Genomic DNA, 19,907 nt, shown 5'->3' on the forward strand with positions numbered 1-19,907 from the left:
ATTATCATACGTTAAGCCTTGATATGGACCAATCGATGAGAGGCACATCATAAGAGAGTGGAATTCTAGGCTGAAAAATTCCATTGATGTTAGTTATCGTACCCATCCATGGAGCTGCTGAGGGTGGCAACTCGGCCGTTTTCCCGCGTTAGGGGATTTCAAGTGGATCTTTTTAGCTCCTATGAGCCTAAAGGTCAATCAAGGTGGTACCGCGGAAAAAACTCCTTCCGTCCTTTTTAATTAAAGGATGGAAGGGGTTTTTAGTTTCCAAAATGATTAAGGAAAAAGGATAAGCTTAGACTTGGCTGTTATTGCCTCAAACTTGGTGACATCCTAGCCAAAGTACCAAGTGAAAATGGTATAAGTCATATGTTTTAGACGAAAGGAAGGACTTGTTTGTTGTGAAAAAGAGGATTGTTATCAAAATCGGGAGCAGCTCACTTACAAATACCAATGGATCGCTCAGCCTAAAAAAGGTTCAAGCACATGCAAAGGCGATGAGCTATCTGCATAAGCAAGGACATGAATGCATTCTTATTTCTTCAGGAGCAGTCGCGGCTGGATTTAATGATCTTGGCTATCCCTCCCGCCCAGTGACACTTGCTGGTAAACAGGCGGCAGCGGCAGTTGGTCAAGGCTTATTGATCGAAGCCTATACCGAAGCTTTTAAACAGCATGGAATAATCACTGCGCAACTTTTGCTTACACGTGATGTCTTCTCAAAGCATGCTCACTATAGCAATGCGTATGCAACGTTATCCGAATTGATAAAGCGTTCAGTGATCCCGATCATTAACGAAAATGACTCGATTAGTGTTGACGAATTGACTTTTGGTGACAATGACATGCTTTCCGCCTTAGTAAGCGGGCTTATCCATGCTGATTTTCTAATCATACTCACAGATATTAATGGCATTTACACCAACAATCCTTATCAGGATACTCACGCCATGCGTTATGACTTTTTACCAGAGATAACACCGGAACTGTTTTTACAAGCAAAAGGTTCGCGTTCAAAAGTAGGAACAGGAGGAATGGCCTCTAAGCTCAGTGCAGCGCAAACCGCACTTTCACTCGGAGTCAATCTCTTTATTGGGCAAACACAGGGGATAGACGGTTTGAAACGCATACTAGATGGAAAAGGAGATGGAACCTATATAGGTGATGATAATACGCATTATCTTAACAAACCGAAACAATGGATTGCTTTTCATTCACCTGTTCAAGGGCAGATTTATATTGATCAGGGAGCCGAGCAGGCAATTATGACTGCTGGTAAAAGCCTACTTCCTGCAGGCATCGTCCATTGTGATGGGGATTTTCAACGCGGTGAGGTGGTAGAGATTTTAAATAAGGCAGGAACTCAGCTAGCAAAAGGGCAGGTCAACTATTCCTATGTAGAACTGCAAAAAATCAAGGGTATGAAAAGTCAAAACGCAGCCAAGGAGATTGCCGCTTCCCGACCAGAAGTTATTCATCGCGATCGACTTGTGCTTGCTTTTAAGGAGGAAAAGGAAGATGACCGAATTAATCAACAAAGCTAAACGGGCTAAAACAGCTTCTCAAAAGCTGAATCAATGTACAACTAAGCAAAAAAATGACGCTTTACACTGTATTTCTCAGGCATTGCAGAACCAAGCTTCGTTTATCATTGGCGAGAATCTGAAGGATTTAGAGTTGGGGAAAGCGAACGGTTTAAACGAATCCTTGCTTGATCGGCTTATGCTTAATGAAACACGTATTAAGGCAATGGCAACTGCTCTCGAACAATTGATCGCATTAAAGGATCCTACTGGACAGGTGTTGGAATCATGGCAAAGACCCAATGAATTAACGATTAATAAAGTCAGTGTGCCATTAGGAGTTATCGGCATGATTTACGAGGCGCGGCCCAATGTCACCGTCGATGCTGCAAGCCTTTGCTTAAAAACCGGAAATGCCGTTATGCTAAGGGGAAGCTCGTCTGCACATCATTCGAATTGCGCGCTGCTCAAAGTAATCCATGACGGTCTTAAGCAATCAGCATTGCCGGTCGATGCCGTTCAATTGATAGAGGATACTCGTCGAGAAACCGCGCAAGCCATGTTTCAGCTAAAAGACTATCTTGATGTACTCATTCCACGTGGAGGAAAACAATTGATTCAAACCGTTGTTGAGCAAGCGAATGTTCCTGTCCTAGAAACAGGAGCAGGCAACTGTCATGTTTATATTGATGAAACCGCCGATCCTGAATTGGCGATATCTATTACGATTAACGCCAAAACACAACGTCCTTCTGTATGTAACGCGATTGAAACGGTTTTGATACATGAAAAGTGGGCAAAACATCAGGTTGAGCATTTAATTAATACGTTAATAGACCATGGAGTAGAGCTAAGAGCGGATCACATGATTCGGGCATTAGATGTGCGATTACAGCCCGCAACAGAAGAGGATTGGGAAACAGAATATTTAGACCACATTCTTGCTTTAAAACAAGTCGCTAATGTTGAAGAAGCTGTTGAACATATCAATCAGTATGGAACAAAGCATTCTGAAGCCATTATTTCTGAAACGAAGGCACATGTCGATTATTTTTATCAGAATGTTGATGCTGCTGCCGTTTACCATAATGCTTCGACAAGATTTACTGACGGATTCGAATTTGGCTTTGGTGCAGAAATCGGCATCAGCACTCAGAAGCTTCATGCCCGTGGCCCGATGGGGCTCTCTGCTTTAACAACAACCAAATACCTTATTGCTGGAACAGGGCAAATCAGAGAGTAGATGAGGATAAAAGCAAATGAACTAAAGCGACTTGCCTCTTAACTGAAACCATCCGAAAATGAGGCTCCAGGCAAACGGCAATAGATTTAGCACGATTAAGGGGAGCGCAGCTTCTGGAAACAACAGGCTTAATAGGTTACCGATAATCGATAGCCCACTTGAAAGGAGGCCAAAGCCCTTCATCCAGCGCCGCTGACCAGCTGAAAGGAAAAGTAGAGCGATGTAGATAAAGAGCATCGCCAGATAGCCTGAGAAAAGTCCCCAAATGAAAAAGGCATTCCAAGCGGGAAGATAGGCCTTTTGTCCATATACAGTGATTTGTTTCATAAGAAAGGGGAGGACAGCGATTTCGCCCGCTAAGATGATCACCCAGAGTGTAAGAGCAACCATAATAAGATAAGCACTTAAACGATAAATAGGTTGGATTCCAGACTGTATGAGAGATAAGTGCGTTAAACCAATAAGCCATAGCGTCACACCGAGAAGAAACACCCAGTGATCAAGGACCCAATGCTCATGGGTGCTCATTTCTTTATAAGCATACGACACATCCCACGGATTGGTCAGAGGGGGATGAAAAAGTGTGGCAATAGCAAAAAGAACAGCGCCAATGATTGTCAACCCCCCACCTATCCTAGGACTTTTCATTCCTCTACACCACCTTTTGTCCATAGTGTTGACAAGATCTATGGAATTAATGAGTGCACTGGTATATTTTGAAGCTTTCTACTTATCACCTTTTAAAGCATGAAGGGTTATGTCAATGTGTGTGTCTTAAGCCCCATCAAGAAAATCTTCAAGAGATCAAGCGATAATATTTTATCCTAGATTATTCATAGAAGTTCGCAAAACACAGTAAAAAGGCTTATCTATCAAGTGATTTATTCTGTATTTCAACGCATCAAATAAATGAAAAAAGAATCCGTTTCTGATAAGGTTAAATCACCACATACACAACCCATTGGCACAGAGGCGTTGGCCTCTCAACCGAGTTTATCTCGCTTCTTTCGGCGATTTGATGACCAATCAATTGAAGGATTAAATCAAGCCAATCAGGAACTTTTGGACAAAGTCCATCAACATAGAGCGCCAGAGGCACTCATCTTTGATTTAGATTCAACACATGCCGATACATACGGTGAACAGGAAGAGGCCACCTACATTTACATTCCCGGCAACCCTACTTTTCTTGCGTGGGGACAGTGGCTTTGCCGTCCCCGCTTTGTACGATTTATGTGAAGCTGAATCTGTATTTGAGGGACAAAAGAATATGCCAATCCAAACAATACGTACAAAGATCATTAAAGTGGACAGCAAATGAGTAAAGTCAGGTCGATCTTTGTCCTTCAAATGTTCTTCCAGTTTCGTGTATCAAGCGTTTTTTGGGGACATACTACAGCGCATTCAAAGGCTCAAACTCGAGTGATTGGAGCGGAGGGTGCGAGACTCCTATGGGAACAGCACGTGTCCGAAGACCCCGCAGGAAGTGTCTTTCTTCCGAGAAGGCTGAGGCCGTGCCCGTGGAAAGCGAGCATCCTGGAGCGGAAATCACCTACCCATGCTATACCCAATTTCAACATTTATTTTCGCGCCAAGGGAAAAGTATGCCCAAAAACAGATAACTTTTTAGTGCACGATCATTTTATTGCTTCATCGCAGTGAATTTCTCAATATTATTCCTAATATAGTTTGGTCTTGAACTGAAATCTCGTTTTCTTTGAAGGATGAATAAATCAGGTTTATTGATTATTCAAGGCGTGCAGCTGTCATTTTCTCTTCTGCTTCTTCTCGAATGGCCTGTTCAAATGCTTGTAAAAAAGAGTCGAAGCTTACATGATTTTTCAAACGATAAACCATTTGATATTCAATGTCTAACCAAGAGGTGATATCCGCTTCATTATGTTGAAGCTGAGCCTCAAGCTTGTCAATTGCCTGAGCTACTTTCGCTTCATAGGTTGCTTTTTCTTCAAATTCAATCCAACTATCATAGAGAGCTTGACCAAGCTCCGTTGGAAGGGTAGAACGTATTGTCTCTATTGCAGCGAGTTCTCGATGGGTCTTTTTTTCCTTTAGCCCTTGATTCTGTTGTGTATCGAACGCTGGAATATCACCAGCAATGGCTTCTACAAGGTCGTGAATAATACTCATTGTTAATAATCTTTCTAGATTTACCGGATGATCTAAATAGGGTTCAACAAGAACTGCAATGAGAGCGAGACGCCATGAGTGTTCGGCCACACTCTCCTGCCGACCATTGCTGAGCCAGCTATGTCTAAGCTCCTTTTTAAGTCGCTCTGCTAGATGAATCACCTCGAGAATCTTCTGAATAATCTTAGTATCCAATTGAATCCCACCTCATTAGTCTATTAAGAAATTAGCGGTATTCTTGTCTTCTAATCTTTACTCGATCACATATGAATGAAGTAAGGCATTGATAATCCATTTCGCTAAGCGGATGAATATGTTAGCATAATAGTGTCATCTTAACCAATATAAATAACAGGGGGGAGCGTTATGAAACGCACTGGCGAATTCGTTATGTCCATCATTGCTATAATTATTAATGTATTAGCTTTCTCTGGCGGCTTTAATTTTCATTCTGCACAGTCAAACGATGAATTAAAAAGACAATGGGCAGATGCGGCACCAAATCTTTCTCAAGCTGAAATTAATCAGTCGTTAGATACAATGAGTCAGATTGGAACATTTGTGCTCTATGCATCTGTGATCAGCGTGATTTTATCCATCATTGCATTGGTGTTTTTAAAAGGCAATAAAAAACCTGTATTAAGCGGTTGGCTATTGATTGTGGCTGGCATCGTCAGCCTGGTTGAAATCATTCCAGGTATTCTATACTTAATCGCTGGGATTATGACCTTGGTAAGAAAGCCTAAAGACAGGCTGACTTAGTACTTAAAGAGCCCCCTTATTGGGGGCTGTACGGGTGTCTTATGACTTGTTATTTTTGCCAATGCTCTTGAATAAATGCGTCACGACCGGAATCCTGACGTTCTTGCTTATAGCGTTCAGGATTTTTTTGGTAGAAGTGTTGATGTTCATCTTCAGCTTCATAAAAAGGGCAGGCAGGAAGAATCTGAGTTACAATCGGCTTAGAAAATTTTCCACTTTGTTCGAGCTGTTCCTTCGAAGCCTCTGCCAATTTTTTTTGCGCTTCATTGTGATAAAAAATAGCCGTTCTATATTGTGGCCCTCTGTCAAAAAATTGACCTCCATCATCCGTAGGGTCTGTTTGAGGCCAGTAGAGGTCGAGAAGCTGCTGATAAGGGAAGACGGCTGGATCAAAAGTAATTTGTACAACCTCGTAATGCCCGGTGTCACCTTTTTTCACCTGCTCATAGCTTGGATTTTCTATCGTTCCTCCAGAATAGCCTGAGACAACTTTAATAATTCCAGGGAGTGAGTCAAAGGGCTTTACCATACACCAAAAACATCCTCCAGCAAAGGTTGCTAATTCATATTGTTTGTTCATGATTGCTGCCATCCTTTCTATCTATAATCCTACTATAAAGTTTTTGTCTGCGTCTGACAATCCATAATCCTCATGGTATGATAAGGGTTAAGTTAAATAAGTGTAGGGATGTATAGGCAAACGCATGTCAGATTAGCTAAAAGAAAATATGAAAGGGTTTACAAAAATGAGGAGATGGAAGTATGAGCATTGAAGCTATAGAAACCATTGCACGAAAATTGAGAGAGAATATCGCAAAGGTGATCATTGGTAAGGAAGCTATTATTGATCAACTGGTCGTGGCCCTTATTTCATCCGGCCATGTCTTATTAGAAGATGTGCCTGGGACGGGAAAAACGCTCTTAGCAAAAGCTTTAGCCAGATCGCTTCACTGCACTTTCGGAAGAATTCAATTTACTCCAGATTTATTACCTGCTGATGTGAGTGGTGTTCATATTTATCACCAGCATACACAGGAGTTTGTTTTCTATCCTGGTCCTATTTTTTCTCATATTGTCTTAGCCGATGAAATCAATCGGGCGACGCCTCGAACGCAATCAAGTCTGCTTGAGTGTATGGAAGAACGGCAGGTAACGATAGATGGTAAAACCCATCCACTCAGGCGCCCCTTTATGGTCATTGCTACCCAAAATCCTGTTGAAAGTCAGGGCACTTTTCCTCTTCCTGAAGCACAGTTAGATCGTTTCTTATTAAAGCTTCACATGGGGTATCCCTCAATTGAAGAGGGCATTGATATTCTTAAACGGTTTAAAGCCCAACCTCCGCTGAATGAAATGGCTGCTGTTATCCGTCAGGATGAACTAATAAGTGCTCAAAATAGCTTCTCTGATGTTTATATTAGTGATGAGCTGCTTTATTACATCATGCAGATTGTCGAAGCAACACGCCAACACCCTAGCATTACATTAGGTGTCAGTCCGAGAGGGAGTCAGGCCTTATTAAAGGCTGTGCAAGTTTATGCCGCTATTCAAGGAAGAACTTTTGTTATTCCTGATGATATAAAAGTGATGCTTATCCCTGTCCTTGCCCATCGTCTTTTATTAAAACAGTCCTTTAGACAGCATTCACCAGAAACCATTTTAAATGAGATTTTAGAAGGCGTGACGGTTCCTACGGAAGAGCAATTGCTGGACAAAAGGAAGGAATAAGCGATGACGATTGTATGGATCATTATTTCAACCCTGTGTTGTGTATTCATTTTCAGTATTATTTTTTCAAAATGGGGACTAACAAATTTACATTATGATCGATATTTTAGTAAAGAAGCTGTGTTTGCAGGGGAACAGATTGAAATGATTGAAGTGCTTATCAATAAAAAGTGCTTACCGATTCCTTGGTTGCGTCTTGAATCCCAGATTAGTCCAGCTTTACAATTTAATGCTCCATCTCAACTTGAGGTGGCTGCTGAACAATTTCATCGCAGTCTCTTTAGCATGATGCCTTTTCAGAAAATCACCAGACGGCACCAAGTCACCTGTACAAAGCGAGGCTACTATCCGCTTAAAACCATAGATATGACGGCTGGTGATCCGTTCGGAATTGGCACAACACATCGCCAACAGCAAGTAACAGCCGAAATATTGGTCTATCCGCGATTGCTTGATCGGGAAATGCTCGCTTTACCTGCTCATCGCATGCAGGGAGAGGCTCTCGTTCAGCGCTGGATGCTGCTTGATCCGTTTCTTCAAGCTGGAGTAAGGGGCTACACTCCAGGAGATGCGCTGAATACAATAAACTGGAAACTAACAGCAAAAACAGGGCAATTACAGGTGAATCAACATGACCCCACTGCCGATCATCACTTGCTGTTATTACTAAATTTTGATCTAACAGAGGATATGTGGATGCCGATACTAGAGGAAGATCGGTTGGAATGGGCCATTTCCTATATCGCTACACTTGCTGACACTGCCCTTAATCGTGGCATTCCTACTGGCTTTGGCTGTAATAGTTATAGTATTCTTCGCAGCGGACAAACAAGAAAAAAACCGATTTTTATTGCACCGAATAATAACCGAGAGCAATATGGCTATTTGTTAGAAACACTAGCAAGTTTGCCATCCGACCGCAGTGTTTCATTCATTACTTTTTTGCAGCAGCTCTTTCTGTCTCAAAAAACTGATATTCTTATGCTTACCGCCTGGATCAACGATTCTCTTCAGGAAGAAATCAGACGTTTAGAGGAAAGAGGGCATGCCGTCAAGCTCTTTAAGCTACATGAATTAGACAATCTCGTTCGATAAGGAGGGGAGATGGATGAAGTGGCTGATCCGTAAAGTAATAGAAGGAATCATTGAGGGGTTGGTTGTCTTGCCAATCCTCCTATTAATATCTATTTATCTTCTTCCAAACACGCTACATATCATCTGGATGGCAAGCCTACTCGTTTTATTCATAGCTGGAGTTATTGTGCGCGCTAGAGTTAAAAATAAAAAAAGAGGCGTCTATCTACTCCTTAGTGTGCTTATAGGGAGTATCGGTACTTTAAGTTTTCTCAGCTCCTTATTAATAACATTGGTCATTGAAATTCTAGCCATCGGAGTAGTCTACAGGGGAATCATCCATGCTGAAAGGGAGTGGGAAGAGAGCTTACCACTCATTATCTTATGGGGAAGCCTCCCGATTTATTTTGTCGGCTATTTTCTCTTCGGGGCATTTAATGCATTAATGCCGTATCAATCATTACTCACATGGCTAGGCATTATGACATTAGTTATCGTTTTATTTGTGAATAACCACCGGCAATTAATGGCAGCAGCATTATCTAATCAAAAGCGCCCCTTTTTAAGCCGAGCAGTGCTATGGCAAAATCGTGGGTATATCGTGATTTTATTACTCATCATTTTGTTGGTTATCAATTATCGTTTGTTTCCCTATCTTTTTTCCAAACTCGCATCTTTATTCTCTTATATTATTCAAGTAGTATTAGCCATCTTTCCCCATCGTAGTAAAAGTACTATTAATCAACCATCAACAGCCCAAGTCCCACCATTTCTCAAAATAGAAGCCCGACATCCCTCTATAGGGGGTGAAGTGCTAGAAAAAATAATGATGGGATTAGCATATGTATTTTTATGTGCTGCAGTTCTTTTTCTAATCTTTATTATTTATAAAAAACTTAAACCTGCAATAACTAGATATTTTCAAAAACTCCTTCTTTATATGAATCAATTATTTCAACAATTGGAAGATCAGTCTCAAGCATTAGGATATCAGGAAGAGAGGGAAATGCTTTTTCAAGACTGGCGCCATGAGACAAAAGAAAAGTTGAAAAGAGGGTTGTCCCAATGGCAGCGTACGCAGCGATGGGAAGACCTCCAGACTAACCAAGAAAGGATTCGATTTTTATTCAGACAGCTGTTATTTAAAGAAATGAAACAAGGGTATATCTATCAATCTCATCATACACCCAGGGAAACTTTGGATAAAATTAAAAAGCAATATCCTGGACAAAGCATTGAATTAGAGTCACTAGAAAAACTTTACGAAAAAGCACGGTATAGTCCGCATTCCATCAGCAATCAAGAAGTGAAGAGGACTAAAGAAAAGATTGAAAATTATCCATAAAATTAGAAGAAAATCCGATCATTATTACCTAAATTTAAATGAAATGGATAGGCTTGATATTCGCTTACAAAGATGCTATACTATTATTAATTATTGTTGTTCGGTGTTACATAGTCAGAATATAATATTAATGCATATTAATTTAGATTCTCCTTGGAACATTTACAGAGCAAGAATAGTAATTCATATGTGGTCTTAATGCCACAACAGGAGGCACATAACATGGCTCAAGGTAAAGTAAAATGGTTCAACGCTGAAAAAGGCTTCGGCTTTATCGAAGTAGAAGGCGGAGACGACGTATTTGTACACTTCTCAGCTATCCAAGAGGAAGGCTTCAAAACCTTAGAAGAAGGCCAAGAGGTTTCCTTCGATGTTGAAGAAGGTCAACGTGGACCACAAGCAAGCAACGTTGTTAAATTATAATCTATAATTGCGACAACTCAAAGGCTCTTATGCCCCAAGCATAAGGGCCTTTTTTAATTGCCTTCAATCTCTAAAGAGCAAAGAGGATAGTAGGGCTCATAGCATTTTCTAAAAAGCCACTCTTCTGCACAAAAACTCCTGCCCAAAAAGCAGGAGTTTATTGGAGTATCATGCAAGATGCTGTAAAATGGTTAATTTGATTATACCATAAATTTAACTTTCGACAAGTTTCGCCAAAAATTTAATGAACCATTCATCCAATCAATTAAAGAATGCGCAAATGAGCTATTTCAGGACCCCTTTATACAAAAAAATATAAGCTCAAGTAAAAGCGGACTTTGCCCCCGTATTTTAGAGTCACTTCCCTCTATACAGTCATATCAATACAGCATATTTATTGCCAGCAAAGTTTCAACTTTTTTGGTTGTACGCACCTATAATGACAAATCATTTCTATCAAGAAGGAGGAAAGAGGTCTTGTCATTGCTCACTCCTTGAGATGAAGTGACTCCCTCAATCTCCTCCTTCTTCTAATCTTTTCTTTCCAGCATTATCAAGGATCACATTAACCCTTACACGCTTTAAGGAAGCGTTTGATAAGGGAAATGGGCTTTTTCGAGTGACTGATCGCCATTTTTTAGGGTTATCTTTATAAATGTCATAAAGCAAATTATAACTATCTACTTTTTCTTTAAGAGAGAGTGCGTAGGTATGATAAACATCCATGCGTATATACTCTTGAACAGTCTTTTTTAACTTTTCGCGAGATATCGATTGATTGAGCTCTTCTACGGTTCCTCTTGTTTTGATTGTAATATTAAAATACGGTTTACCATTTTTTATAAAATATCGAATAGAATGGTTGGGCTTTCTCATGACAAGAGAGGCCACTGGCTTTTGGTGTTTATAAATATCGATATTTGTGCGATTTGTTTGTTCAGTTAACCATCTTAAACCCTTGAGCTGGTCGCGATTCATAAGTCTTATGTCATAATATTTAGTAAAGAAATAACTCCCATTAACCTCTAAGGCAGGATACTTTTTTGATTGGTCTCTCCAAGAATGTGAAGCAACTGAAAGAATAGGAAGATATAGTGTTTTCGCTGGTTCATTTTTAGTAGAAATAAATTCATGCAATTGAATAGGCTTGATGTAAGAGCTCTGATTATACATATCAGTAGGTTCACCAAGCTGTGAATAAACCGGAGACTTTTCAAAAATAGCGGGTGTTGTAAGCACCTCTTTTATCGAATTATTGGTGGCAAACATCCACAACGTATAACGAAATTCACGGTAGCGAGTCAAAAAGTCAATAAGATCATCAATGCCATGTTGCAAGATCGCTGGGCTGAGCACAATGGTATTTAAGTGTCCCCAATAAATTCTTCGTTGTGAGCGTTTATACAAATTATTTACAGCATCAATAAGTGTATCCCCTTGACCTTGACCAACCCAGCTTTCTGTGTTAACGTCGCCTCCGCCCACTTCTTCTTGCTTAGCAATTGTTGCGAAATTAACGATTTGTGTATAAACAATATAATGGTGATCTTTATAATCCAGTCCAATTGTATTTGCATAATACATGTGTTCAATTTCTCTCATGTCCCAGCATCCTACTAGAAGAAAACATAAGCCGATGAACAGAGCAATGGTTTGTTTATTCATTTCTCATCACTCGTGCGATCCGGATCAGTAGGCTGCAATAAATTTGGTCTCTCCTTATTTTTTAGCATCATCGGACGGAGCAAACTTTTCGCTAAATCCTTTCCATTAAAGGGAGAAGCTGGAGCAAGATATGGGATGCCAAACGGGCGTAAATTGGCGAGATAGGTGAGTATAATAAAAAAGCTTAGCAGAAACCCGTATATTCCTAGAAATGAAGCCCAAACGACCGTAAATAGCCTTAAAAACTTAACAACACCTTGAAGTGACTGATTAGTAATGGTAAATGAGGAAACAATCGTTAATGCGATAACAACTAACATCGTAGGGCTTGTAAAACCACCACTGATCGCTGCATCACCAATAACTAGTCCTCCCACCACGCCCAACGTTTGTCCAATAGCATTAGGAAGACGTTTTCCTGCTTCACTAAAAATCTCAAATAATAAAAGCATTAAGATCGCCTCTATAGGGGTTGGCATGGGGACGCCTTTACGCGACATGACGATTGTTGACAATAATGGTAAAGGGAGTTGATCGGGATGAAATGTGGATAGTGCTATAAAAAAACCAGGTAATAATACAGAGATAGCTAAGGCGAGAAGACGAATAAGTCTTTCAATTGATGTTAATAAGGCGTTATTTTCTTTATCCTCTGTGGACTTTAACAAAAAGGATAAGTTTGCCGGTCCAATAATTGCTGTAGGCGAACCATCAACAAGAAGAGCAAAACGTCCGCGCAGTACGGCATCGACAACAAAGTCTGGTCTTCCTGTATAGCCGAATATTGGAAACAAAGAGAGCCTCTTATTTTGGAGCAATCCCTCTAATTCCGCACTGCTACCAACTGTGTCAATGGAGATTGAATTTAGCCGTTGTTTTAAGTTAGATACGATTTCAGGTTTAATAATATCTTTAATATAAATTAGGCCAATATCCGTTTCTCCTCGGCTACCAATTTTAAGTTTCTCATAAACCATACTAGGAGTCCGTAGTCTTTTCCTAACTAACGCCGTATTCACCGATAATTCTTCAATAAATCCATCACGAGCTCCGCGAATCGAAAGCTCAGTGTTGGTTTCTTCTGGCTGACGCTTGGGATGTTCCGAAATATTAAAGGAATAGGCTTGAGCAAATTGATCAATAAACACAAGTAATTCACCATCAAATAGGCTTGAAACCACCTGATTCAAATCATCAAGGGTATTAGAAGGAAAGGTGATCCATTCCTGTTCATGTTCAGCTTGTTTATCCTTTAAAGTGACACGATGAACAAGATTTCTTAAATGGGGAAGAATACTGATATTTAAAAGCTTGACATCCACCATACCTTCACAATAGGCAATTAAAATTGGCCAGTTTTCGATGTCAATCCTTTTTATTATAATATCCTGGCAGTTATCCAAGGACCTATGGAGCCATTCTTCATTGTTATGAAGCTGGTGATAAACCTTTTGGATAGCGTGTTTTTTGTCCTGCAATACCTTTTGACTCTTTGCTTTATCCTTTCGTTTTTGAAAGAGCTTCACATCGTCACCTTCTCCTTCTTTACCAAAACTAATACAAATAATAGTAAGGAAATGCCGAGGTTAAACAATAAAAAATAAGGGAGTGATTGCAACAATAATTGTATAAATGTAATGTCACTGATGGGGAGTATACCAAAAATTAATATGAACACTGTTGTCGCAATGATACAAATCATCCGTTTAAAGGGAGTTGTGATATTCAGTGCTTCAGCCTGCAGACATAATGCTAGTGATAAGCGAATCAGGGAACCCGATAGCCATTGGTAAATAGATAAAAAATCAGTATGTTCGATATAATGACTAAAACTGACAAGGCGCCATTCTTCAAAAGCTGGAAATCGCATGCTCGCCGCTTCAATCGGGCCAAACTCAGCAATAGCTCCTGTTAATGGGCTTAAAGTTAAATTAATCAATATAAACGCCGTGATAATTAAGGTCAAACGACGTATTTTTGTTCGTATGAGGTGTTGGAATGACAGAATAAAAATTAACTCCATGAATCCACCACATCCATAAATCACACCATGTAAATAAGGCTGCATACCATGCTCAAAAACGGGAAAGAGCAAGGTATAGTCCTTTTTAGAACTATTTGATATAGCAACATAAAAACCAAAAAGGACGATGAAGGGCAGTAGAATACCATTGACAATCGCCAATGTTCGAATGCCAGAATAAGCAACATAGCACGACACCAAAAGGATAGACGCAATCAAAATCACCTTTGGCGTTTCAGGTAGATAGGACATATCTGCCCAATCCGTGACATCTTTGGTTGTCATGGTGGAAATAAAAAGAAAGTTAATAAAAAAAGAAGACCTAATAAAGGAGGAGAGCAGAACGCCATATTTGGATTTTACCCAGAGAAATAGATTCTGTTGTTTTGTCCGTTTAATGATGAAATAGAGCATGGGTAGCCATAAGAATAAAAGAAGGCCTGATGTCAGAACCGAGAGCCAAGCATCTCGTCCAGAGATTTTAAGAAGAATAGGTATAATGATGACATGATCCAGTATACCTATAGCCGACATGCTAATTAAGACGATATGTACATTTGAAATGCGTTTTCCAGTTGAGAAAGTCACTTATAATCTCCTTTTTACGCAATCCTGTACTATTTCATCTTTTCCATTTACAGCTTTCCTATTCGTAAAAAAAGTGTCGCGGTTATGATTAACCTGACTCTTCTTTAATATGTTGTATTATGCGGCAATGAGGCAGCCACTTTTTATTCGAATTATTGAACGTATCCCAACACAGGCTTGTGATTGTGTCAAACGCATGTTCTGTTGCCAGATAACTTAAAGGGAACACAAAATTGCGAGAATCCTGTGGGAAGTGTAAAATTCAGCACAGTCCAAATGTACATGCTCGGAGGACGCTTACGATTCGCTTGCGAAAAGCGAGTGTTTTTTCGTATCCATCCTTTAAGAATTGAAATAAATTTATAGTCATTCATTATTTTCGATAAATTTACCATTGACATCTTAACTTTCTCGATATATCATCGTATTTAATTAAAGAATAACAGCAAAGATTGGAAATAGTAAAAGGATTTATAATTTTTTAGAGAACCGATGGGTGGTGAGAATCGGTAATTATAGCCTTTGAACTCGTCCATGAGCTACTCCCTGAACGGAGCCAGTAGGGGATGTCGGTGTTCTACCGTTATGAGGATAGGTGGCTATTGCCACCGAAATGAGTGGATTAATAGGATTATCATTAATCAATTAGAGTGGTACCGCGAGCAAGCCTCGTCTCTATTTAAAAATAGAGACGAGGCTTTTTATTTTTTAGCAGTCCCAGTGAAGCAGACAAGTCAGGTTTTATTTAGGTTAAATACACCGAACATTAAATGAAAGGCGTGAGACAGAATGAAAAATGTTAGTAAATATAGCAGGGGTTACTTTATGCCCCCAGTGAAAAGCTTAAAGTGGACAGAGAAGGAGTATATTACTGAGGCTCCTACATGGTGTAGTGTGGATCTTCGGGATGGCAATCAGGCTTTGGTCGTGCCTATGAATCTAGAGGAAAAGTTAGAGTATTTCCAGTTGCTTTTGCAAATGGGCTTTAAAGAAATAGAAGTGGGTTTTCCCGCTGCCTCAGAAACAGAGTATGCCTTTTTACGGACATTAATTGAAGATAATCTGATTCCCAACGATGTGACCATTCAAGTTTTAACACAGTCCAGAGAACATATTATAAAAAAAACATTTGAAGCGTTACAAGGCGCAAATAAAGCAGTAGTGCATTTATATAATTCCACTTCCGTTGCCCAACGGGAGCAAGTCTTTAGAAAATCTGAAAAAGAAATTATTGATATTGCTGTAACTGGAGCCAAACTGCTTAAGACATACGCTGCTGAAACCGAGGGGAATTTTCAATTTCAATATTCTCCCGAAAGTTTTACGGGCACAGAAATGGAGTTTGCACTGCAAATTTGCAACAAGGTGCTTGATATTTGGCAGCCGACGGCTGATAACAAAGTAATTATCAATCTACCCGCTACAGTATCCATGTCTATGCCTCACGTTTACGCGAGTCAAATTGAGTACATGAGTGATCATTTAAGCTACCGTGAGCATGTGATTCTATCACTTCATCCGCACAATGACAGAGGCACTGGCGTATCGGATGCCGAACTAGGCCTTCTTGCTGGGGCACAGAGGGTCGAAGGAACATTGTTTGGCAATGGGGAAAGAACAGGGAATGTAGACATTGTTACGCTCGCATTAAATATGTTTTCGCATGGGGTAGATCCAAAGTTAAATTTTGAAAATATCCCTTCAATCATTTCCAAATATGAGAAATTAACAAGAATGAAGGTCCACGAAAGGCATCCATATGCTGGCGAACTGGTCTTTACTGCATTTTCTGGTTCTCACCAAGATGCCATTGCTAAGGGAATGAAATGGCGTGAGGAGGAAGACCGTCAGTATTGGAATGTACCTTATCTATTAATTGATCCAATGGATATTGGCAGAGAATATGAAGGAGATATTATCCGAATTAACAGTCAGTCAGGTAAGGGAGGCATCGGTTATATCCTTCAGCAAAAGTATGGAATAGATCTCCCTGTAGCGATGCGTGAGAGCTTTGGATATAGTGTAAAAAGGGTTTCAGATCAAAAGCATAAGGAACTCATGCCGAATGAAATTTATGATATTTTCATCAATGACTATGTGAACATTGGTCTCCCTATCGAGTTTATTCGTTATAAATACACCCAAAACAGTCAATATGAAACAATCGTAACAATCCGGATAGATGATGAAGAACGTCAATTTACCGGTTTTGGAAATGGAAGACTTGACGCCATCAGCAATGCTCTGCAAACAAAGCTAGGGCTTGACTACTCGGATTTGGTTTATAAGCAGCATGCGCTAGAAATCGGTTCAGGCTCAAAAGCGATATCCTATGTAGGAATAACTGCAAAGAATGGCATTGTCTATTGGGGGAGTGGAATGGACACTGATATTATGACTTCATCCGTAAAAGCTTTATTTAGTGCCGTTAACAACATGGTCTCTGACTTACAACTAACCGTTGGAAAAGAATTTATCTCCTTTAAAAAATAACAATAACCGCTCAGCCGATAAAAGCTACATATTAAAATAGTAGAATTATCGGCTTAATTTATGAAATCATATTTGGCCTAGATTATTCATAGAAAATCTGACAGAATCAGAAAAGAGGAAAGATGGAAAATTACATCAAGGAAGCAAAGAATAGTTTTAACTTCGATAGAATATGCAGCCATTCCTTCCAAGTTAATGAGGTAAGAATGATGCTTAAGCCTGCTGGCGTACAACCTAACGAACTGGTTTCGTACACTTTGCTTTCCAGAGGGACAAAAGAATATGCCAATTCAAACAATAAGGACAAAGCATTAAAGTCGCCAGTACATTAGTGAGATCAGGTCGATCATTGTACTTCAAGTTATCTTCCAGCTTTGTTTATCACACATTTTTTTGGGAAATACTACAGCACATTCAAAGGCTAAAACTAGAGTGATTGGAGCGTATGGCGGGAGACTCCTGCGGGAACAGCACGCGTCCGAAGACCCCGCACTGAGCGTCTTTTGCGAGGGAGGAGGCTAAGGCCGTGCCCGCGGAAAGCGAGCGCCAGAAGCGCAAATCACCCGTCAATGCCATACCTAACTTCAACATTTATTTTGGCATCAAGGGAGAAGTCTGCCCAAAAACAGGTAGCTTTGTACTGTGCGATTATTATAAATGCTTTGTCGCAGTGAATCTCTCAATATTATTTTCAAAAAAAGCTTGGCCTTGGCTATAAATCCTATTTTTTTGGAGTGTTAATAAGTCGAAATTAAATAAATATTAATAGTTTTGTTTTAAATTTAAATATTCAGAAATAAATCAAGGGGACTTTATAAGATAATTACGTCAAAAATATATTTTACGTAATTATCTTTTTTGTTATTATAATAAAATAAGAACAATGTACCCTTTGAATAAATATATGGATAGGATGGCTAATAACAGTTGAGAGTGGAGGGATGGGAGAAAGATATAAAAAGCGCCCGAAGACGCTTCATTCATTGACTTTTTAAGATCAAAAATAACGAACATCTGGATCAGCGGTGTGACTTTGCTTTGAAAACAGAAATTTTTCAAAGTAGGGTGAAGATTGACCTTGTAGACGGAGGCCTTTTTCAATTTCAGTGGCGAAGCGTCGCGCATTTTCTACATTACGTTTCCCGGTCACAATGTCATGCATTAAGTTGAGTGCCATAAAATTCGCAGCTTCTTGATCACACTTTGCAGAGGCTTCACCGGCGGTTCGATCAATATATAAACTGCCATCGAACTGCGCTAAGTCATCGAAATAGTGTAGGGGTACTTTATAGTCAATGGTTTGTTCTAAGTAGTCCATGTGTGGTGTTGGGAAATTATGAGGATGGGCTTCAAGATAAACAATCGTCCGTTTCCAGGGACCATTATTGTACCAAATGATGTGGCGTGTGCTCGCTTCATTAGGCAAACCATACTTATGGATTAATAAATAAACGGTTTCCTTTTGAATCCCACTCCATCTTTCCAATATTTTGTCTAAAACAGGATGAACACTGATGGATTGGTGTTCTCGGCTTTCTATCTCATCATTCACAGATATCCCTCCATTGCCGTAAATTTATCTTATTATTTATACACAGGACAATGGCCTAGCGTTACAGAAAAACAGGATTTCTTCATGAATGACAATAAAATTGGAGGTTATATGAATAAACAACATCTGTATGAACGTATTAATCAAAAATTGACAGAGCTTCCCTGGTACGTCAGCGAGTTTATTGATCATCATCGCCGGCAAATGTCAGCTAGCACTTTATTGAATTATTGCCATGATTTTAAGATTTTCTTTGATTGGCTAATTACTTCGGGTTTTCATGAAGGAAAAAGGCAAGAGATTTCTTTAGCAACGCTCGAAAGACTTAGCATTAAGCAAGTTGAACAATTTTTGTCTTATTTGGAGACCGCGTTAGCCAATAGCAAGCAAACTGTAAACAGAAAACTTTCAGCCCTAAAATCTTTATTTAATTATTTGCAAAATGTTGCAGAAACTGCGGAATTTGAGCCTTATATTTATAGGAATATCATGGCCAAAATAGCGTTTAACCCCATCAAGGAAGACATTGAAGCAGTTGCCAATCGCATCGAAGGAAAAATTTTACATGATCATGAATATGAACAATTTCGACAGTTTATTGCTTTTGATTATGGCAAACGCTACAAAGACAATCAAAGGATCTATAATTTCCATCTGAAAAATCGCGAACGAGATACCGCATTAGTTTCACTTATTTTAGGCTCCGGGCTACGACTTTCTGAGGTTTCCGATTTGAATCTTGATGATATTGATTATAAGAAACATAGCGTGCATGTGATACGCAAAGGTGGCAAAGCACAATTTGTTTATTTTAGTGAACAAGCGATGAATGACTTACTTGAATATTTAGCAGTTCGCGAACAGCGCTATCAGCTACCTAAAAATGAAAAAGCCTTATTCGTATCAACAGCAATCGGCCCTAATAAGGCGACAAGACGACTGTCAAATAGAGCTATTGAAAAAATCATTGAAAAATATGCGAAAGCTTTCGGAAAACCAGCATTGTCTGTTCATAAATTACGTCATTCGTTTGCCACAAGGTATCACAAGGAAAATAACGATATTCCTAAGCTAAAGAAACACCTGGGGCATGCCTCAGTACAAACAACCATGTTATACACACATATGACAAATAAAGAGATGAAGGAAGCCATTGATCATATGGATCGCTATGATGATAAAACAGACTAACATTAAAAGTGTTTAGTTTGTTTTGTATTTTAGTTTACATAATATATATTATAGGAATCAATGAAAATGACACTAATAAAATTGTTCACCAGCTCGCTAAAATACCTTTGATAAAGTTCCCCAACCACTATCCTTTGCTTCAAGCGCGA

16 protein-coding genes, 2 pseudogenes and 1 other annotated feature are annotated in these 19,907 nt (G+C 39.5%); of the genes and pseudogenes, 11 read left to right on the forward strand and 7 right to left on the reverse strand.

Features of this window, described 5'->3' with window-relative positions; genetic code table 11:
• Window positions 1–401 precede the first annotated feature (401 nt).
• Complete coding sequence (gene proB / locus IEW82_RS09085) at window positions 402–1,544, forward strand: glutamate 5-kinase (RefSeq protein ID WP_373285708.1); 1,143 nt, start codon at window positions 402–404, stop codon at window positions 1,542–1,544.
• Window positions 1,519–2,766 carry a glutamate-5-semialdehyde dehydrogenase gene (locus IEW82_RS09090; RefSeq protein ID WP_188692645.1) on the forward strand — a complete coding sequence of 416 codons (1,248 nt, stop codon included), beginning with the start codon at window positions 1,519–1,521 and terminating at the stop codon, window positions 2,764–2,766. The genes proB and IEW82_RS09090 overlap by 26 nt, the downstream gene beginning before the upstream one ends.
• A gap of 21 nt (window positions 2,767–2,787) precedes the next feature.
• Here the strand turns inward: IEW82_RS09090 and IEW82_RS09095 are convergent, their stop codons facing one another.
• The gene (locus tag IEW82_RS09095) at window positions 2,788–3,414 is read right to left on the reverse strand and encodes a hypothetical protein (RefSeq protein ID WP_188692647.1); all 627 of its coding nucleotides are present in this window, start codon (window positions 3,412–3,414) and stop codon (window positions 2,788–2,790) included.
• A gap of 303 nt (window positions 3,415–3,717) precedes the next feature.
• On the opposite strand from IEW82_RS09095, the pseudogene IEW82_RS20005 reads away from it, so the two are divergent.
• Window positions 3,718–4,192 (forward strand): annotated as a pseudogene (locus tag IEW82_RS20005) (transposase); the annotation flags it as partial.
• A 320-nt stretch (window positions 4,193–4,512) separates the two neighbouring features.
• Here the strand turns inward: IEW82_RS20005 and IEW82_RS09105 are convergent.
• Entirely contained in the window at window positions 4,513–5,097 is a 585-nt protein-coding gene (locus IEW82_RS09105) for an HD domain-containing protein (RefSeq protein WP_188692817.1), read from the reverse strand.
• A gap of 183 nt (window positions 5,098–5,280) precedes the next feature.
• On the opposite strand from IEW82_RS09105, the gene IEW82_RS09110 reads away from it, so the two are divergent.
• Window positions 5,281–5,676: a DUF4064 domain-containing protein gene (locus IEW82_RS09110; RefSeq protein ID WP_188692652.1), complete on the forward strand. Its 396-nt coding sequence runs from the start codon at window positions 5,281–5,283 to the stop codon at window positions 5,674–5,676.
• A 49-nt stretch (window positions 5,677–5,725) separates the two neighbouring features.
• Here the strand turns inward: IEW82_RS09110 and msrA are convergent, their stop codons facing one another.
• The gene (gene msrA / locus IEW82_RS09115; RefSeq protein WP_188692820.1) at window positions 5,726–6,259 is read right to left on the reverse strand and encodes a peptide-methionine (S)-S-oxide reductase MsrA; all 534 of its coding nucleotides are present in this window, start codon (window positions 6,257–6,259) and stop codon (window positions 5,726–5,728) included.
• 179 nt (window positions 6,260–6,438) lie between these two features.
• Between msrA and IEW82_RS09120 the strand changes: the two genes are divergently transcribed.
• The 4 genes from IEW82_RS09120 to cspD all read left to right on the forward strand — a co-directional run bounded on the left by IEW82_RS09120 (window position 6,439) and on the right by cspD (window position 10,246).
• Window positions 6,439–7,404: an AAA family ATPase gene (locus IEW82_RS09120; RefSeq protein WP_188692656.1), complete on the forward strand. Its 966-nt coding sequence runs from the start codon at window positions 6,439–6,441 to the stop codon at window positions 7,402–7,404.
• Window positions 7,405–7,407: 3 nt separating this feature from the next.
• Window positions 7,408–8,499: a DUF58 domain-containing protein gene (locus tag IEW82_RS09125; protein WP_188692660.1), complete on the forward strand. Its 1,092-nt coding sequence runs from the start codon at window positions 7,408–7,410 to the stop codon at window positions 8,497–8,499.
• 13 nt (window positions 8,500–8,512) lie between these two features.
• Window positions 8,513–9,823: a DUF4129 domain-containing protein gene (locus IEW82_RS09130; RefSeq protein ID WP_188692663.1), complete on the forward strand. Its 1,311-nt coding sequence runs from the start codon at window positions 8,513–8,515 to the stop codon at window positions 9,821–9,823.
• 222 nt (window positions 9,824–10,045) lie between these two features.
• A complete protein-coding gene (gene cspD, locus IEW82_RS09135; protein WP_188692666.1) occupies window positions 10,046–10,246 on the forward strand; it encodes a cold-shock protein CspD in 201 nt (66 codons plus the stop codon).
• Window positions 10,247–10,759: 513 nt separating this feature from the next.
• On the opposite strand, the gene IEW82_RS09140 is transcribed toward cspD, so the two are convergent.
• The 3 genes from IEW82_RS09140 to IEW82_RS09150 are packed head-to-tail and all read right to left on the reverse strand — an operon-like array spanning window position 10,760 to window position 14,522.
• Window positions 10,760–11,911, reverse strand: coding sequence for a Ger(x)C family spore germination protein (locus tag IEW82_RS09140; RefSeq protein WP_188692669.1), 1,152 nt, complete (start codon window positions 11,909–11,911; stop codon window positions 10,760–10,762).
• Window positions 11,908–13,437 (reverse strand): spore germination protein, encoded by a 1,530-nt coding sequence (locus IEW82_RS09145; RefSeq protein ID WP_188692672.1) that lies wholly within the window; start codon window positions 13,435–13,437, stop codon window positions 11,908–11,910. The genes IEW82_RS09140 and IEW82_RS09145 overlap by 4 nt, the downstream gene beginning before the upstream one ends.
• Window positions 13,434–14,522 carry an endospore germination permease gene (locus IEW82_RS09150; RefSeq protein WP_188692675.1) on the reverse strand — a complete coding sequence of 363 codons (1,089 nt, stop codon included), beginning with the start codon at window positions 14,520–14,522 and terminating at the stop codon, window positions 13,434–13,436. The genes IEW82_RS09145 and IEW82_RS09150 overlap by 4 nt, the downstream gene beginning before the upstream one ends.
• A gap of 439 nt (window positions 14,523–14,961) precedes the next feature.
• Window positions 14,962–15,202: a binding site (T-box leader), on the forward strand.
• A gap of 109 nt (window positions 15,203–15,311) precedes the next feature.
• Between IEW82_RS09150 and IEW82_RS09155 the strand changes: the two genes are divergently transcribed.
• Complete coding sequence (locus tag IEW82_RS09155; RefSeq protein WP_188692678.1) at window positions 15,312–17,015, forward strand: 2-isopropylmalate synthase; 1,704 nt, start codon at window positions 15,312–15,314, stop codon at window positions 17,013–17,015.
• Window positions 17,016–17,122: 107 nt separating this feature from the next.
• A pseudogene (locus IEW82_RS09160) lies at window positions 17,123–17,451 on the forward strand (transposase); the annotation flags it as partial.
• Between the two features lie 561 nt (window positions 17,452–18,012).
• Here the strand turns inward: IEW82_RS09160 and IEW82_RS09165 are convergent.
• Entirely contained in the window at window positions 18,013–18,567 is a 555-nt protein-coding gene (locus IEW82_RS09165; protein ID WP_188692681.1) for a hypothetical protein, read from the reverse strand.
• Window positions 18,568–18,678: 111 nt separating this feature from the next.
• Between IEW82_RS09165 and xerS the strand changes: the two genes are divergently transcribed.
• Window positions 18,679–19,758, forward strand: coding sequence for a tyrosine recombinase XerS (xerS, locus tag IEW82_RS09170; protein WP_188692683.1), 1,080 nt, complete (start codon window positions 18,679–18,681; stop codon window positions 19,756–19,758).
• Window positions 19,759–19,907: the final 149 nt, after the last annotated feature.

Origin of the sequence: Pullulanibacillus camelliae (assembly GCF_014642655.1) — a bacterium.
GTDB lineage: Bacteria > Bacillota > Bacilli > Bacillales > Sporolactobacillaceae > Pullulanibacillus > Pullulanibacillus camelliae.

What these genes read in the sequence shown, in the direction of transcription:
- cspD (WP_188692666.1), top strand. Translation starts at nt 10,046, where the DNA reads ATGGCTCAAGGTAAAGTAAAATGGTTCAACGCTGAAAAAGGCTTCGGC.
- IEW82_RS09155 (WP_188692678.1), top strand. Translation starts at nt 15,312, where the DNA reads ATGAAAAATGTTAGTAAATATAGCAGGGGTTACTTTATGCCCCCAGTG.
- xerS (WP_188692683.1), top strand. Translation starts at nt 18,679, where the DNA reads ATGAATAAACAACATCTGTATGAACGTATTAATCAAAAATTGACAGAG.
- IEW82_RS09125 (WP_188692660.1), top strand. Translation starts at nt 7,408, where the DNA reads ATGACGATTGTATGGATCATTATTTCAACCCTGTGTTGTGTATTCATT.
- IEW82_RS09090 (WP_188692645.1), top strand. Translation starts at nt 1,519, where the DNA reads ATGACCGAATTAATCAACAAAGCTAAACGGGCTAAAACAGCTTCTCAA.
- IEW82_RS09120 (WP_188692656.1), top strand. Translation starts at nt 6,439, where the DNA reads ATGAGCATTGAAGCTATAGAAACCATTGCACGAAAATTGAGAGAGAAT.
- IEW82_RS09130 (WP_188692663.1), top strand. Translation starts at nt 8,513, where the DNA reads ATGAAGTGGCTGATCCGTAAAGTAATAGAAGGAATCATTGAGGGGTTG.
- IEW82_RS09140 (WP_188692669.1), bottom strand. Translation starts at nt 11,911, where the DNA reads ATGAATAAACAAACCATTGCTCTGTTCATCGGCTTATGTTTTCTTCTA.
- IEW82_RS09095 (WP_188692647.1), bottom strand. Translation starts at nt 3,414, where the DNA reads ATGAAAAGTCCTAGGATAGGTGGGGGGTTGACAATCATTGGCGCTGTT.
- IEW82_RS09110 (WP_188692652.1), top strand. Translation starts at nt 5,281, where the DNA reads ATGAAACGCACTGGCGAATTCGTTATGTCCATCATTGCTATAATTATT.